The organism is Rhizobium sp. L1K21, assembly GCF_024055895.1.
GTDB lineage: Bacteria > Pseudomonadota > Alphaproteobacteria > Rhizobiales > Rhizobiaceae > Ensifer_A.
Window position 1 is genome coordinate 833,053 of record NZ_JAMXLE010000001.1, and the last position, 14,843, is coordinate 847,895.

The following is a 14,843-nucleotide window of genomic DNA, read 5'->3' on the forward strand; positions in this document are numbered from 1 at the left end:
CCTCCCTATTTGCCCTTTTTATCGGCGACGAGAACATGTGCGGGAATGGTGTCCGCGTAGAGGTCGTCGCATTCCTGTTTTCTGTTGGCCATGACGGCGCGCTGGTTGATCGATCCCTTGTCGGTGATTTCGCTGGCATCGGGGGAAGGGGGTGTTTCCAGAATGATAACGCGGCTGACAAGCGTCGATGAGCCTGTGGCCTGGCGTGCAAGCGCGTTGATCCCCGACTGAATGCGTTCCACCAGCGCAGGATGACGGGCAATCACACCGGGGTCTTCCTCGCCGGCGAGCTCGGGAAATTCCGTCCGGCAGGCGTCGTAATCGAGAAACAGCAGGGCACCGATATGCGGCAGGTCCAGGCCGGTCAGCACCATGTCGCGCACCAGCGGGGCAAGACCGCGGATGGTGGCGGCGCGAACGCCGGCCATGTTCACCCAGGTTCCCGTATTCAGCTTGAAGTCTTCCGTGACACGACCGTCGAAGAGCAATCCTTTGGACGGGTCTTCCGGATCGTGGAATTTCAGGGCATCCTGCATGAGATAGTAGCCCTCTTCGTCGAAGGCTTCCTTGGTCTTGTCGCTCTGTCGCCAGTAGCCAGGCGTAATGGAAGCGCCCTTGACGCGCACTTCCAGCTTCTCGCCATTGGGCACGAGCTTCATCTCCGAGCCTGGAACGGGCAGGCCAATTTCTCCCGGGCGTCCCACAGGCCACGTGGTGGTTGCCAGGAATGGCCCGGTTTCCGTCGAGCCGTAGCCCGTGATGATCATCACTTTCTTGCCAATCGTCTGCTCGCTCATTTCTTCGAGCGCCTGGAAAACGTGATCTGCAAGGCTGGCACCGGCATATTGGAGGACGTTCAGGCGGGAGTAGAAGCGCTCACGCAGCGTCTTGTTCTGGCGCAGGTGCTCCACCAGCATTTCATAGCCCTTCGGCACGTTGAAATAGAGGGTTGGGGCAATGTCGAGCAGGTTGTGGACGGTTTTGTGTATGCCAATCGGCGTCGGGCTGCCGTCATCAACATAGAGCGTGCCGCCGTTGAAAATCGTAATGCCGACATTGTGATTGCCACCAGCGGTGTGGTTCCAGGGCAACCAGTCAACGAGCACAGGCGGCTCGTCCTTGAGGAAGGCGAGCGTGTCACGGATCATGACCTGGTTGGCGCAGAGCATGCGCTGCGTGTTGATGACTGCTTTCGGCTTTCCAGTCGAGCCGGAGGTGAAGAGAAATTTCGCAATCGTGTCAGGGCCGACTTCCGACAAGGCGAAATCGACATCTGTGGTTGCCTCACGCGTCATGATTTCAGACAGGTCATGGGCTTCATGGACCGTTGACAGGTCGCCCGTTCCGAAGACCGGTACGCTTTCCAGAACCACGGCCTTGATGGCATCTTCGTAGAGTTCGATATGTTCTGCGAAGACTAGACCCGGTGTGATCAGATCGAACACATGATGAAGCTTGTCGAAATCCTTCGATTTCGTTGAATAGGCAGGCGCAATCGGCGCATGGGGAACGCCGGCCATCATGGAGCCAAGCGCCACGAGCGCGTGGTTGACCGAATTGCCTGAAAGGATTGCTACAGGGCGATCCACCGATAGGCCCTGATCAATGATGAACTGAGCGACGGAGCGCGCGTATTTGCGCGCTTCGCCGTAGGTCACCTTTCGCCACTCGCCGTTCGGCAGACGGTCGGCAATGAAGAGGCGATCCGGGGTCTTTTCTGCCCATTCTTCCAGCTTGGCGATCATGGAAACCGGGACTTCGCTCAATTGATCCTTGGGGCGAATGTACATGACGCCGTCTTTGCCCTTATCAAGCGTGACAGACAGATCACCCATGTTGACTGGCCGGATGCCCGGCATATTCACCACTGGCATGTTTCTCCTCCCAAAGACAATGTGATGCCGAAATTAGTTATGTTGTATAACAAACTTTGGAGTCCGACAAGGGGAAGTTTGAAGCCGTTTCGGGAAATATGATCAGCAGAATTGAAATGATTTTCAATAAACCTGAACATAATGGAATTCGGCTTGATTCCGATAGCTTCGCAAATCATGGTGCTGGCTCGCTTTCAGAAAGTATAGAAGCCATGACCTCCACTGAGACACCGGCCGGGAAGCCCAAGTTTTCCGGACTGGAAATTATTGCGACAACCGCACCCTATATTTTCCTTCTTCTTTGGGGTTCGGGATTTGGTGTGGCCAAGGTCGGGCTTCAGCATGTTGAACCGTTGACGTTCCTGACCTTGCGGTTCGGGATCATCGTTGTTGTCGTCACACCGCTGTTCTTTATTATGCGGCCTTCGAAGCCAACGAACTTCAAGGACTGGTTTCATATCGCTTTTGTCGGCGTCATGATGCAGGCGGTTTATTTCGGCGCGGCCTTTACCGGTATGAGCCTGGGTGTCTCTGTCGGCGCGGCCGCCGTGATTGCCTCAACCCAACCGTTGATCGTTGCGCTGGCGTCTCCCTTCGTCACCGGCGAGCGTTTGAGCGGGCTCAAATGGCTGGGGCTTCTGATTGGTGCGGCGGGTGCGGTTACGGTTGTTGTGGCCGGAACGCGCTTTGATGGGACGATCGATTATGGGCTGGCTTTCAGTGTGCTGTCAGCGCTCGGCATGTCGGCAGGGACGCTCTATCAGAAGCGTTTCCCGGTCGTCGCCCATCCGGTGACGGTCAATTTCGTGCATTATTGGGTCGGCCTTCTCGGCGTGCTTCCGCTGGCGCTTATGTTGGAGACCATGCAGGTGGAATGGGCGGGCGAGCTGATTGCCGCATTGAGCTGGCTGGTGGTGGCAAACTCTATCGTTGCCATTTCGCTGTTGCTGTTCATGATCCGCAGGTCAGACGCGTCGCGGGTTTCTGCTCTATTCTTCCTCGTGCCACCGGTATCGGCGGTTTATGGATGGGCGCTGCTGGGTGAGGTGCTCACCGCGGGTTCACTTGCCGGGATGGGCCTGACTGTTTTCGGTGTCTGGCTTGTCTCCCGGCATTGAGCTTCATTGTATCAATAGAGCATACGCACCAGAACCAGGCTGATTGCCGGGAACATGGTCAGAATGATGATGCGCAACAGATCGGCGCTGATGAAGGGCACGATACCGGCATAGGTTTCCCGTGTCGGCGTATCTTTCGCCAGCGCATTGATGATGAATAGATTGAGCCCCACAGGTGGCGTTATCAACCCGATCTCAGCCACCATCAGGATGAGAATGCCGAACCAAAGGGCGAATTCTTCCGGTGGCAGGCCGAAGTCCATGGCCGTGACGATGGGGAAGAAGATCGGCACCGTCAGCAGGATCATCGACATGGAATCCATGATGCAGCCAAAGATGATGTAGAGCAGCAGAATGATGCTGAGCACCAGCATGGGGGAGAAGCCCTGGGTGACCACCCATTCCGCGCCAATCTGCGGCAGGCGCGAAAAGGCGAGGAAGGCATTGTAGGTGCCGGCACCGAGAACGATGAAGAAAATCATGCCGGTGGACACAGCCGTCTCCTTGAAGCAGGCGATCAGTTCCCTGCGGTTCAGGCCACCCTTTGCCCAGGCGATCAGGCCCGTGCCTGCCGAACCGATGGCGGCTGCTTCTGTCGGGGTAAACCAGCCCAGATAGATACCGCCGACAACCAGAATGAAGATTGCCATGACCGGCCAGACGTCGAGAATGACGGGTATGCGCTCACGCCACGGCATACGGTCGCGATGACCTGCGCTTTCAGGCTTCAGGCGAACATAGATTGCTATCACCACCATGTAGGAGACGGCTGCCAGCATGCCGGGTATGAATGCGGCCATGAACAGCTTGGCGATATTCTGCTCGGCAAGGATTGCGTAAATGACGAGAACGACGGATGGCGGAATGAGAATGCCAAGCGTGCCGCCGGCTGCCAGTGCGGCAGTGGAAATGCCGCCTGCATAGCCATATTTGCGCAGTTCCGGCAGGGCCGCCTGCGCCATGGTTGCCGCGGTGGCGAGCGAGGAGCCGCAGATGGCACCAAAGCCCGCACAAGCGCCCACTGCGGCCATGGCAACGCCGCCTTTGCGGTGGCCAAGAAATGCTTGTGCGGCCTTGAACAGTGCAGTCGACATGCCGCCGCGGGCCGCAAACTGCCCCATGAGCAGGAAGAGCGGAATGATGGACAGCGAATAGCTGGAAAAGGTGCTCCACGTGTCCGTTTTCAGCTTGGACAGAACGACGACCCAGCGGCCGGTGACCTCATAGGTGCCGACAATACCGACGAGCAGCATCGCAGCCCCGATTGGAATGCGCAGGAAGATCAGCGCGATGAGGATAGGGAAGGACCAGAGCCCGATTTCAAAGCTGCTCATCAGTGTCCCCCGGAGCCGACTTCAAGAGTGGTGTTGGTGCGCAGATCATGGATGTCGCGCCATACGGTGAAGAGCGTCACGATGCACAGGAGAACCATGATCACAGCGGAAAAGGCAAACCCCCACCAGATGGGAAAGGCCAGAATGAAGCTTGTTTCGCCTGAATCGTATTTGTCGATGGCACCCAGAATGTGCCGCCAGGTCAGAAGAAGTGTGAGACCGGCGATCACGAGGTCGCCCAGAAGCTGTGTCAGGAGCATCGCCCGGTTGCCAAACGGCATGATGAAGAGATCGACGCCGACATGGCCGCGCGCCAGCTGGCAATAGGGCAGAAAACCGAAAACGGCGAGGCCGACAAACGTTTCCACCAGCTCGTAGTCGCCGGGAATTGAGGACAGACCCAAGGGAATGGCCAAGCGGCCGGCAATGCTCAATGAGGTGATGATGACGGCGATGAGCAGAAAAACACCGCTCAAGAGTGCCAGCCAAAGAGCAAGCGAACCCATCGCCTTCTCAGCCTTGGCATAAAAGCTACCGTTCAATGGAATCCCCCGGTTTATTTTTGTTTACGCGCTTCTTTGCAAGAAGATCGCGGGGAAGGGTCCCCGCGATCCTTTTCACATCAGATAAAAGGCACAATTGTGCGAATTACATCGCTGTGTACTTGGCCACCAGGTCCTGGGCGTCCTTGTAAAGGCCGGTTCCATCGAGACCCTTGTCGTCCATTTCCTTGACCCAGTCCTGGCTGACCTTGTCGGCAACTTCCTGCCAGCGTGCTGTTTCTTCTTCAGAAAGCGTCACGATTTCGTTGTTGTCCTTTTCGGCAATCGCAAGACCAGCTGCATCGCCGTCGGCCATGGCCTGACCGAATGCCTTGGCAACTTCCATGCCGGTATTGTCATCGATAACCTTTTTCAGGTCATCCGGCAGGTTGTCGTAGGTGTCCTTGTTCATCGCAAAAAGGAAGGTTGCGGTGTAGAGCGCCTTGCCGCCGGAGAACTGGGTATGGTGGGGAGCAAGCTCTGACACTTTCACCGTCGGGGTTACTTCCCACGGAATAACCGTGCCATCGATAACGCCCTTGGAGAGGGCTTCCGGAACAGCGGGAACCGGCATGCCGATGGCGCTGGCGCCAAGCGTGGTCAACATGCTGTTCACCACGCGCGATGTGCCGCGCAGCTTCTTGCCGTTCAGGTCTTCCATCTTGGTGATGGCAGCTTCACGCATATGGATGAGGCCAGGGCCATGCACATGCACGGCAATGACGTGATAGTCCTTGAACTCGTCCGTGAGGTGCTTTTCGTAATATTCCTGAAATGCCATGGAAGAGGCGACAGGGTTGGTCACCATGAACGGAAGCTCAAAGGCTTCTGTCTTGGGGAAGCGGCCTGGTGTGTAGCCGATCACTGTCCAGATCAAGTCCACAACGCCGTCCTTGACCTGATCCACCAGATCAGATGGCTTTCCACCGAGCTGCATGGCCGGGTAATGCTCGATGGCGATACGCCCGCCAGATTCATCCTGAACCTTCTTGATCCAAGGGTCGATCGCCTTGGCGGGAATCGTCGCCTGTGGCGGCAGCATCTGGTGAAGGCGCAATGTAACGTCGGCTGCGAAGGCGCTGCCCGTCATCGCCAGCATTGCTGCACCCGTAAGGGCAGCCTTAAGCATCTTGTTTAACATATATTATTCCTCCCTGAAGGCGGCCCGTGTGGTGCCGCAAGTTCTCCCTCAAGCTAAAACGGGGTGAGTTTTAACCGCAAATGCCCCGGCTCCCCCCTTTAGCACTGACAGCCAAATTAGCATTGTTTTCCCAAGCTAAAAAGGCTGTCCGCGAAAAAGATGCTATAACGTATAACTTTTCTATATTGGACTTTGGTAGGGGGTGAAAACCAAACCGCCTTTGCCCATCGGCTTCAGTTACCGCGCTTTGGACATCCCGCTTGCAGATTTCTGCAACTTCATCGCTTCGTCGATCAGCAGATTGGCAATTTTCATGCGCATATTGGCCTTTTCGCGCCACTCCGGCGGCACCCTGTCCGGGTGATTGATGCGGGCGAATTGACGGCGGCTTTCAATCAGCTTGGCGGTGGTGTCTTTGTCGGATATTCCGAGGTCGTGGGCGATTTCCTCGAGACTGAGGCGCTCAAACGGTGCCGGATCGAAGTCCGAGGCTGCGGATGAGCTTTCCCTCGTCGCATCCGCTGTCATTTCATCATCGACAAGATCGAAATAGGCTTTGCCGAGCATATTCGAGACGCCGGGGTCTTCGCGCAGCGTGGATGTCAATAGGAAGCTGGAGCCGAGCCCGCGCGCACCTGTCCAGGCTTGCTGATGGGTTTGAGCACCGCCTTCGCCACGCTCTTCCCACTCTTCCTCCAAACGTGCCATTACGGCATCGAAAATGCTTTGACCGATGATCATGTTTCGCGCCGTTGTCGGTTTCCGATCGTTGATTGAGACAAATCACGGAAGCATTTCGCGAAACTTGTGGGCAGGCTTCATTGAAATGTCATGTTGACGCACTATATAGAAATCATACGAAGCTTTGGAGCCACGGATGTACTGGCGCGAAGACTTCGTTCGAAGGAAGGTCAGGCAAATGGTTGCTTGGCCTTTTTTGTTTTTTGCGCCGCTCTCGATAGGTGGTTTAATCCAGCGTCACGATCCCCATTGAGGCGAGAATATTTTCGTGCTGGTCGCTGCTGACAACCACCCTGCGGTGAGAACCCATGGCGGCGAAATCGATCTGGTCGAAACTCGCATGCGCCAGAATTGCGCCATCCAGAACGGCCTCGCTGAAATCAGCATTGTTCAGCGCCGAACCGCGCAGACTTGCATGACTGAGACCACAGCCGGCAAAATTGGCGTCGCGAAGGTCGCAGCTTTCCAGGCGGCTTTCCGTCAGGTCCATTGATGAGAAGTCGGCATATTGCAGCTTGCATTTTTCCGCGGTCAGGCCACCGAACATCGTTTTGGTGGCGATTTTGCGGTGAACGTTCAGGTCGAACTTGACGCCCTGGGCCGAACAATCCTCCAGCGTCAAACCATAGGCCTCGCAGCCGATGAACTTGTTGAGCGAAATGTTGCAGCGCCGGAAGCTTGCCTTGGAGAGCTCGCAATAGCGCCAGACCGAGCCCGTTTCGTCTTCGCAGAAATGGCAATCTTCGAAAACCGCTTCCTTGAATGAACAGCCTTTGAAATCGCAGTTGATGAAGTTGCAACGTTGGAACGTTGAGAGTTCGAGAACGCAGTCGCAAAATCGGCTGTTCCGAAATGTCTTGTCCGCAACAAGCGCATCTTCCCGATCTTTCTTATCGAGCACAGCATCACTGATTAGCGCGCTACCGGGTATTAACCAGGTGGGCAGTTGGTTGGACACGGTCGGTTTCTGGTCGGCGCTCAACTTTGGCTCTGGCTCTGGCTTTGCCCCTGTTCTTCGACCTTGATCGTCACCTTCATATCCTCGCCGGAAATGCCGGTGACCATGCCTGAAATCGGGCCTGCATCCCGGTAATCAAGGCCGCTGGCGATCCGCACATAATGCTCGTCGGGACAAATATTGTTTGCCGGATCGAAGCCAACCCAGCCCAGACCCTCCAGGTGCACCTCGGCCCAGGCATGACTTGCTGTCTGCTCCTGCTGTTCCGGCATCATCAGGTATCCGGACACATAGCGGGCCGGCAGACCCAGACTACGCGCTGCCGAAATGAAGATGTGCGCGTGATCCTGGCAAACGCCGGATTTCTGTTCCAGCGCCTGTTCTGCCGATGTTGCCGAGGTCGTGGTGCCTGGCACATAGGCCACCTTTTCGTGGATGGCGGCCATCAGGGAGTGCATGCGGGCGAGCTCGTCACCCGGCTCCAGTGTCTTTACAAGATCGCGCACCAGCTTGCCGGCTTTCGTCAGCGGCGTTTCGCGGCGGAAAAGCCACAACGGGGCGAAAGATTTATGCTGGCCGAAAACGCCACTGCGATCAAGCGTTTCCACCTCGCCATTTGCTGTGATGCGGATGACGTGCTGGTCGCCGTTGGTGGAGACCAGTTCAGTGCGATTGCCGTATTGGTCGATGTAGAAAACCTCCGGCTCGGCCCCTTCAACCTTGGTCTCCCAGGAGATCACATTCTGGGTCGGTCCGGTTTCCGGTGTCAGGCGCAGGCGTTGCAGCGAGTGCTGGACCGGTTCACTGTAAACATATTCCGTCGTGTGGCTGATTTTCAGTCGCATCGCTTCAAGGTCCGTCGTTCTCAGTAAAAGCGATAGCCTTCGGAAATTTCCAGGCCAAGCTTGTTGTTGTGGTGGATGAATTCTTCGATGAATTCGTGCAAGCCCTGATCCATGATTTCTTCAATCGAACCCTTTTGCAGCGATTTCAAGGTCGCGGCCGCGGTGTCATGGGCTTTAATCGTCTGGCCATATTGTTTGGCCAGATAGCCGAGGTTTGAGCACATCTTTTCATAACAATAAGCCAGCGAGCGCGGCATCTGGCTGTTCAGGATGAGAAAATCGGCGATATGGGCCGGGGTAATTTCGCCATCATAGGCCCAGCCGAAAGCGCGGTAGGCCGAGACCGACCGCAGGATCGATTCCCACTGAACGTTGTCCAGCGACGAGCCGATATGGGAGAGCGAGGGCAGGAGCACGTAATATTTCACATCGAGAATACGTGCCGTGTTGTCAGCCCGCTCGATGAACGTTCCCATGCGGGCGAAATTATAGCCGTCGTTTCGAAGCGTGGTGCCGTGAAACGCGCCACGCACGAGGCCGGCCCGCTGCTTGATGCTGCCGATCACGGCGGGCAGATCCTGCTGGCGAACCCGGCGCGCCAGCAGTTGCTTCATGTCGATCCAGAATTCGTTCGTGGCTTCCCAGCATTCGCGGGTCAGCGCAGTGCGCACCATGCGGCCGTTGCTGCGCGCCGAATCGATGCAGTGCATGATGCTGGACGGGTTGTTCTTGCCCCTCAGCATGAAATCAACAGCATCCACGCTCGTCACGTCGTCATAGGACTCGCTATAGGCGGTGTGCATGCCTGCACTTTGCAGCACGCCCTCCCAATCACCCTGTTCTCCGGATGAATGGGTCAGTGACATTCTCAGGCCCGCATCCAGAAGACGGGCGATATTTTCGGCTCTCTCGATATAGCGGAACATCCAGTAGAGGCCGTTTGCAGTTCTTCCCAGCATGTGTCAGCCTCTCATCAATCTTCCAGAACCCAGGTGTCCTTCGTGCCGCCGCCTTGCGAGGAGTTGACGACGAGCGACCCCTCCTTCAACGCGACACGGGTCAGGCCACCAGGGATGATCTGAATGTTTTTCGAGACCAGCACGAAGGGGCGCAGATCGACATGGCGTGGTGCGATCCCGTTTTTCACCAGGATTGGCACCGTAGATAGCGACAGCGTTGGCTGGGCAATGTAGTTGTTGGGCTTGGCGGCGAGCTTGGCGGCAAAGTCAGAACGTTCCTTCTTCGTGGCCGTGGGGCCAACCAGCATTCCGTAACCACCTGAACCATGCACTTCCTTCACCACCAGCTCTTCGAGGTGTTCCAGCACATATTTCAGACTGTCGGGCTCCGAACAGCGCCAGGTCGGCACGTTTTCCAGGAGGGCCTTGCGGCCGGTGTAGAACTCGACGATTTCGGGCATGTAGGAATAGATGGCCTTATCGTCGGCAATGCCGGTGCCGGGCGCATTGGCAATGGTGATATTGCCGGCGCGGTAGACATCCATGATGCCGGGAATGCCAAGCGCGGAATCTGGGCGGAAGGTGAGCGGATCAAGGAAGTCGTCATCCACACGGCGATAGAGAACGTCGATCGTCTTGTAGCCCAATGTCGTGCGCATACAGACCTTGCCGTCGATCACGCGCAAGTCGGAGCCTTCAACCAGTTCCACACCCATCTGATCGGCCAGAAAGGCATGCTCGTAAAAGGCGGAATTGTAGATGCCGGGTGTGAGAACGGCGACGCGCGGCCTGCCGTCGCAACCGGGTGGTGCCAGTGATTCCAGGCTTTGGCGTAAGAGGGCGGGATAATCTTCCACCGGGCGCACCCGGTTCCGCTGGAACAGATCGGGGAACATCTGCATCATCGTTTCCCGGTTTTCCAGCATATAGGAAACGCCGGACGGCGTGCGCGCATTGTCTTCCAGAACGTAGAACTGGTCTTCGCCAGTGCGCACGATATCGGTACCGACGATGTGCGTATAGACGCCGCCAGGCGGGCGCATGCCGATCATTTCGGGCAGGAACGCGTCGTTTCTTTCGATCAGTTCGCGGGGCAGGCGGCCTGCCTTGATGATTTCCTGCTTGTGGTAGATGTCATCCAGAAAAGCATTCAGCGCCATCACGCGCTGTTCGATGCCTTGGGCCAGTTTTCGCCATTCATTGGCTGCGATGATCCGGGGGATGAGATCGAAGGGGATGAGTTTCTCGGAGGAATCTTCGTGTCCGTAGACTGCGAAGGTTATGCCGGTCTTGCGAAAGATGTTTTCGGCATCTCTCGATTTGACCATCAGGCTACCGGGTTCCTGTGCGGAATACCATTCGTAATAGTTTTTGTATGGTTCCCTGGGCGCGGATCCCGCATTCAACATTTCATCGAATGCCAATGCTTTGTTCCCTCTGTTTTTTTCATTTGAATACAACACGAGAGGGAATGCAAGAAGCATGCACAGTTTTAGCGGAAAACGTATGCTTCGATTAAGCCACTGATATAAATAGTAAATTTAGATACTCATATCGCTTCTGGCAAAAAATGATGAAAAAAAAGCCTGCTTTGTGGCAGGCCCTGTTACACGTTTGGCTTTGCTGCGTAAAATTTGGGCAGTCCGTTAGGTGCGTTCATCCTTGCAGCCGGGAAGCGCCGGTCAGCATCAGGCTGCCCGGCGCTTTTTCTGTCAGTTCGCGCCGGACTGGCGGCGCTCGGCGTTGCGGTTCGGCCGGCGGCGATTTGTATTGTTGTTGCCGCCTGCGTTTGCACGCCGTTTGTTCTTGTTGCGTGCAGGGCGCTGTTGACCGGGTGCGCGTTCGCCGCCCTCGCTCTTGGCCTGCTGTCCGCCACGTCCACGACGGCGTGCAGGTTGTGCGGATTTGGCCGGGCGTTCGTTTGCCGGTGGCTCGCCGCTTGCAACAGTCAGTGCGATGCCGGTAAGCTTTTCGATATCGCGCAGCAGCTTGATGTCGTCCGGTGCGCAGAATGCGATGGCAATGCCGTCGCGACCGGCGCGCGCGGTGCGACCGATGCGGTGAACATAGGCGTCCGGCACCGTGGGCAGGTCGTAGTTGTAAACGTGGGTAACGCCTGGAATATCGATCCCGCGGGCTGCAACATCGGTTGCCACCAGCACGCGTGCCTCACCGTCCTTGAACGCCTTCAATGCCCGTTCGCGCTGGCCCTGGCTTTTGTTGCCGTGGATGGAGGCAGCGGCAAAGCCGATATTAATCAGGTGCTTGGACAGCTTTTCAGCACTGTGCTTGGTGCGCAGGAAAACGATCGAGCGGCCGTCGGGATTTTCCTTTAGCGTGTCGCGCAGAATTTGCGCCTTCTGGTCGCGTCCAGCCACGAAATGGACGAACTGCTCAACCTTGTCGGCAGCCTTGCCGGGCGGGTTGACTTCCACCTTTGCCGGATCGGTCAGATAGTCTGCGGCCAGATCGGCTATGGCTTTCGGCATTGTGGCCGAGAACAGCATGGTCTGGCGCTTCTTCGGCACCAGTCTGACGATCTTGCGCAGGTCGTGGATGAAGCCGAGGTCGAGCATCTGATCGGCTTCGTCCAGGACGAGGTAACGCGTGGCCGTCAGGTTCAAGGCGCGGCGTTCGGTCAGGTCGATCAGACGTCCAGGCGTTGCCACCAGAATGTCGGTGCCGCGTGCCAGCACTTCGGTCTGGCGGTTGATGGAGGCGCCGCCGACAACGATGTTGACCTTGAGTTTCGTCTGGCGCACGAGCGCCTTCAGGTTGGTCGCAATCTGGGTCACGAGTTCGCGCGTCGGAGCCAGGATCAGCGCACGGACAGCCTTCGGCTCGCGCTGTGCTTCGTCGCGCAGCAGGTGTTCAATCAGCGGCAGGCCGAAAGCGGCGGTCTTGCCGGTGCCGGTCTGGGCGAGGCCGATCAGGTCGCGGCCAGAGAGAACGACAGGAATGGCTTGTTTCTGGATGGGGGTGGGTTCGGAGAAGTTCAGCGCTTCAAGAGCTGCCAGGTTTTTCGGGCCGAGGCCCAAATCGGAAAACTTCGTCAAAATATATACCTTTCGAGGCGTGCGCAAAACAGCAAATGCCGGAAGCCCAGGGTTTGGTTTCCGGTTGCGTTCAGCGTCAAGAACCCCGCGTGAAATGGGAACTTGTGAGTTTCAAGATTTGCTTAGAGGCGCGTGCCGTATTCGGTTTCTTACGCGCCTGGTTCAATTGCCGTTTTTTGTTGGACGGCGGCCCGCTCACGCTGCGGCCTGCAATAGATAAGCTGGCCAGCTTGTCCTATTAATCGCGCCGTTTGTCAAGCATTTCCTTTCGCTTGCATCGGCGCTGTCCAATCCTGTTGAGCTTTGGCAGCCGGCAGGCTAACCTTTACGGATTGAGAATAAAGACAAAGGCATTTCAATGGTTTCTTCGCTCGAGCGCCGGATTGATCAGGGTACTGGTCGCCAGAAAGCGGATATTGTTCTCAAAGGCGGACAGTTTTTCGATCTCGTGACCGGTGCGCTTGTCGCTTCCGATATTGCCATCTGCGGCGACACCGTCGTTGGCACATGTGGTGACTACGAAGGGGAAACCGAAATCGACGTATCGGGGCGGATCGTGGTTCCCGGCTTCATTGATACGCATCTGCATATTGAAAGCTCACTCGTGACACCGCACGAGTTCGACCGCTGTGTTTTGCCCTATGGCGTGACCACTGCGATTTGCGATCCGCATGAAATTGCCAATGTGCTGGGGGCAACGGGCATTGAGTATTTCCTGAACTCAGCACTCGAAACCATCATGGATATTCGCGTTCAGCTTTCCTCCTGCGTTCCGGCGACCCATCTGGAAACATCCGGAGCCGATCTGCCGGTCGAAAAGCTGCTGCCATATCGGGGCCATCCCAAGGTTATCGGCCTTGCGGAGTTCATGAATTTTCCAGGCGTCGTCCACAAGGACCCGATCTGCATGGCCAAGCTCGAGGCCTTCCAAGGCGGGCATATTGATGGGCATGCACCGCTCTTGAGCGGCTATGACCTCAACGGCTATCTATCTGCCGGGGTGCGCACTGAGCATGAGACGACCAATGTCCCCGAAGCGATGGAGAAGATCCGCAAGGGGATGCATATCCTTGTGCGCGAGGGCTCGGTTTCCAAAGACCTTGAAGCGCTGATTCCCATCATTACCGAGCGGCTGTCGCCCTTTCTGGCGCTTTGCACCGACGACCGCAATCCGCTCGATATCGCGGAGCAGGGCCATCTCGATTACCTGATCCGAACGGCGATTGCGCGCGGCGTGGAGCCGCTGGCGATTTATCGGGCGGCCTCAATCTCTGCGGCAAGGGCGTTCGGTCTTCGTGATCGCGGGCTTGTAGCGCCCGGCTGGCGAGCCGATCTGGTGGTGATCGACAGTCTTGAGGGGTGCCATGCTGATATGGTGTTTGCTGCCGGGCGACTGGTCACCGATGCGCTTTTTGCCAGCCGCAAATCTGTGGCTCCTGTGGGATTGGAAAGTGTCAAGGCCCGCGAAGTGCAGGCCGCTGATTTCGTGATCCCCGCAACGGAGGGCGAGAGTTCGGTCATCGGGGTCATGCCCGGCAAGATCATCACCGAACACAGGCGTTACCGCCTGCCGGTGGTGGGCAATGAGACAACAGCGGACTTTGAGCGGGATATTCTCAAAGTTGCCGTGGTTGAGCGTCATGGCAAGAACGGAAATCACGCGAACGGCTTCGTTCAGGGTTTTGGTCTGAAGAGGGGAGCGATTGCCTCAACGGTTGGACATGACAGCCACAATATCTGCGTGGTGGGGGCAAGCGATGAGGATATGGCTGTCGCCGTCAACCGTCTGTCCGATATCAATGGCGGTTTTGTCGTGGTGGAAAATGGCAAGGTGACAGGCGAGATCGCCTTGCCAATTGCGGGTCTGATGAGTCTGGAACCTTACGAAACGGTTCGCGATATCCTCAAAGATTTGAGAAAGGCGGCCTTCAATCTCGGCGCGACGCTGGATGAACCGTTCCTGCAACTGGCCTTTCTGCCGCTGCCGGTCATCCCGCATCTGAAGATTTCGGATCGCGGTCTGGTGGATGTGGATCAGTTTGCCATTATCGGCTGACGGGTGCGCGGCCAGAGCATCGGGCGATAATATTAAGCCATTCTGCGGCAAGGAATTTCCGTCAGGATCGAGGACTTTACCGAAGGCTGTACCCGCAGGTACAGTCGAGGTGAAGGCCGACGATGATGGCGGAAATTGGTGCCGCCCGAAGGGTTGGCCGAAACCGGCCCGCCACAGCGTCGAAGGGTTTGACTGTAGCTTTGGCTACAGCCTGCACCC

General features: G+C 56.8%; 12 protein-coding genes. 2 read left to right on the forward strand and 10 right to left on the reverse strand.

The window, feature by feature from the left end:
• Positions 1-5: 5 nt before the first annotated feature.
• On the reverse strand, positions 6-1,874 hold the full coding sequence (locus NHF56_RS03935; RefSeq protein WP_252801758.1) for a feruloyl-CoA synthase: 1,869 nt from the start codon (positions 1,872-1,874) through the stop codon (positions 6-8).
• Between the two features lie 212 nt (positions 1,875-2,086).
• Here NHF56_RS03935 and NHF56_RS03940 point away from each other — a divergent pair, with 212 nt between their 5' ends.
• Positions 2,087-2,992, forward strand: coding sequence for a DMT family transporter (locus NHF56_RS03940; protein ID WP_252801760.1), 906 nt, complete (start codon positions 2,087-2,089; stop codon positions 2,990-2,992).
• Between the two features lie 11 nt (positions 2,993-3,003).
• Here NHF56_RS03940 and NHF56_RS03945 read toward each other — a convergent pair whose 3' ends face one another.
• From NHF56_RS03945 to NHF56_RS03985, 9 genes are all read right to left on the reverse strand, one after another.
• Positions 3,004-4,326: a TRAP transporter large permease gene (locus NHF56_RS03945; protein ID WP_252801762.1), complete on the reverse strand. Its 1,323-nt coding sequence runs from the start codon at positions 4,324-4,326 to the stop codon at positions 3,004-3,006.
• A complete protein-coding gene (locus NHF56_RS03950) occupies positions 4,326-4,868 on the reverse strand; it encodes a TRAP transporter small permease (protein ID WP_252801764.1) in 543 nt (180 codons plus the stop codon). The genes NHF56_RS03945 and NHF56_RS03950 overlap by 1 nt, the downstream gene beginning before the upstream one ends.
• A gap of 106 nt (positions 4,869-4,974) precedes the next feature.
• Positions 4,975-6,009 carry a TRAP transporter substrate-binding protein gene (locus tag NHF56_RS03955; RefSeq protein WP_252801766.1) on the reverse strand — a complete coding sequence of 345 codons (1,035 nt, stop codon included), beginning with the start codon at positions 6,007-6,009 and terminating at the stop codon, positions 4,975-4,977.
• Positions 6,010-6,246: 237 nt separating this feature from the next.
• Positions 6,247-6,750, reverse strand: a complete 504-nt coding sequence (locus NHF56_RS03960; RefSeq protein WP_252801767.1) for a hypothetical protein — start codon at positions 6,748-6,750, stop codon at positions 6,247-6,249.
• 226 nt (positions 6,751-6,976) lie between these two features.
• A complete protein-coding gene (locus NHF56_RS03965) occupies positions 6,977-7,732 on the reverse strand; it encodes a pentapeptide repeat-containing protein (protein ID WP_252801769.1) in 756 nt (251 codons plus the stop codon).
• Positions 7,729-8,553 carry a transglutaminase family protein gene (locus tag NHF56_RS03970; protein WP_252801771.1) on the reverse strand — a complete coding sequence of 275 codons (825 nt, stop codon included), beginning with the start codon at positions 8,551-8,553 and terminating at the stop codon, positions 7,729-7,731. Before NHF56_RS03970 ends, NHF56_RS03965 begins: the two co-directional genes overlap by 4 nt.
• 20 nt (positions 8,554-8,573) lie before the next feature.
• On the reverse strand, positions 8,574-9,512 hold the full coding sequence (locus NHF56_RS03975; protein WP_252801773.1) for an alpha-E domain-containing protein: 939 nt from the start codon (positions 9,510-9,512) through the stop codon (positions 8,574-8,576).
• Between the two features lie 14 nt (positions 9,513-9,526).
• Positions 9,527-10,936, reverse strand: a complete 1,410-nt coding sequence (locus NHF56_RS03980) for a circularly permuted type 2 ATP-grasp protein (RefSeq protein WP_252801775.1) — start codon at positions 10,934-10,936, stop codon at positions 9,527-9,529.
• A 288-nt stretch (positions 10,937-11,224) separates the two neighbouring features.
• Complete coding sequence (locus tag NHF56_RS03985; protein WP_252801777.1) at positions 11,225-12,568, reverse strand: DEAD/DEAH box helicase; 1,344 nt, start codon at positions 12,566-12,568, stop codon at positions 11,225-11,227.
• A gap of 358 nt (positions 12,569-12,926) precedes the next feature.
• Between NHF56_RS03985 and ade the strand changes: the two genes are divergently transcribed.
• Positions 12,927-14,624 (forward strand): adenine deaminase, encoded by a 1,698-nt coding sequence (ade, locus tag NHF56_RS03990; protein ID WP_252801779.1) that lies wholly within the window; start codon positions 12,927-12,929, stop codon positions 14,622-14,624.
• Positions 14,625-14,843: the final 219 nt, after the last annotated feature.